Below are 1459 nucleotides of genomic sequence, written 5' to 3' on the forward strand. Positions count from 1 at the left end.
ACGATCCACCTCCTAATGAGGTTGTCAAGCCGTAGCGGTGACGGGGAGGTTGCTCTGGTAGCACTGTCCGTCGCGGATGAGAGCCCACAGGACGTTCACGCGTCGACGTGCCAGGGCGAGGACTGCCTGGATGTGCCGCTTTCCTTCAGCACGCTTGCGTTCGTAGAAACGGCGCGAGTCGTCGCAGCTGCGGATGCTGATGAGCGCGGAGGTGTAGAAGACACGTTGCAGGCCGCGGTGGTAGCGCCTGGGCCGGTGTAGGTTGCCGCTGACGTTGCCCGAGTCCCGGGGGACCGGAGCGACCCCAGCAAGGCTGGCCAGGCGATCGGCGGTGCCGTAGCGGCTCAGGTCGCCGGCGGTGGCCGCGAGGAACTCAGCACCCAGCAACGGTCCGATACCGGGCATGCTGGAGATCACTTCGGCGAGTTCGTGGTCGCGAAACCGGGCCGCAATGAGCTTGTCGATATCACTGATCTGCTCGTTGAGGTTCATCACCTCCGTTGCCAGGGTGCGGATCACCTGCGCGGTGATCTTCTCCCCGGGGACGGCGGTGTGCTGGCGTTTAGCTGCTTCCAGGGCAGCCTCGGCCAGGGCCTCGGGACTGCGCACGCTGCGGTTGCGCAGCCAGGTCACCAGTCGCTTTCCGCCGGCCCGACGAAGGGCGGCAGGAGTCTGGTAGCCGGTCAGGAGGACCAGCGGTCCAGCATTTCCCAGGTCAAGAACCCGTTCCAAGGCCGGGAATATGCTGGTGAGTTGACCGCGCAGGCGGTTGATCCTGCGAGTGCGGTCCGCGGTCAGGTCGGCCCGGCGGTTGGTGAGGACCCGCAGCTCGATGGCTTGTTCGTCGTCCGGCCGCAGGACCGTCAGGTCTCGGCGCATTCGGGCCTGGTCGGCTATGACGGTGGCGTCCTTGGCGTCGGTCTTGCCCATGCCCCGGTAGCCCGCCGAGGCTCGGTTGACGGCCAGGCCGGGTACGTAGACGAGGTGCTGGCCATGGTTGAGCAGCACGCTGATCCACAGGGCGGCCATGCCGTCGGCGACGTCGACCGCCCAGACCACGTCCTCGTCGAGGGCAAGCACGTCGGCGAGCAGGGCCAGCAGCTCCGGCTCGTCATTCAGGACGCGCCGCGACAGCAGCCGTTCGCCCTCTGTGTTCAGAACCACGCAATGGTGATGGGTCTTGCCGATGTCCGTACCCGCCCAGATCCGGGCCACCAGTTCCTCCGGTCGTTCGAGGTGCTGTTCTCCTGGACGACCTCGCCGGCGCGGTCCTACTCAGCGATCCGCTCGAAGGCGTTCGCAGCTCCTAATCAGCGGCCGAGTCGTCGTGAGACACCGGGCGGCCAGGTGGATGGAACCATCGAGGGCAACCGCTTGGAAGCCATACCCGGTGTCTCTGGGTCTCTGGACCTTACGACGGCCCGTCCAACCCACGAACAAGGTAGGACCGCTTGGGCAG

Annotated in this window: 1 protein-coding gene; it reads right to left on the reverse strand. The window is 66.3% G+C overall.

Features of this window, described 5'->3' with window-relative positions:
* Positions 1 to 24 precede the first annotated feature (24 nt).
* Positions 25 to 1218 carry an IS110 family transposase gene (locus ABZ396_RS40720; protein WP_358927079.1) on the reverse strand — a complete coding sequence of 398 codons (1194 nt, stop codon included), beginning with the start codon at positions 1216 to 1218 and terminating at the stop codon, positions 25 to 27.
* Positions 1219 to 1459: the final 241 nt, after the last annotated feature.

This window comes from Streptomyces sp. NPDC005866 (assembly GCF_040629895.1).
In the GTDB taxonomy this organism is placed as follows: domain Bacteria; phylum Actinomycetota; class Actinomycetes; order Streptomycetales; family Streptomycetaceae; genus Streptomyces.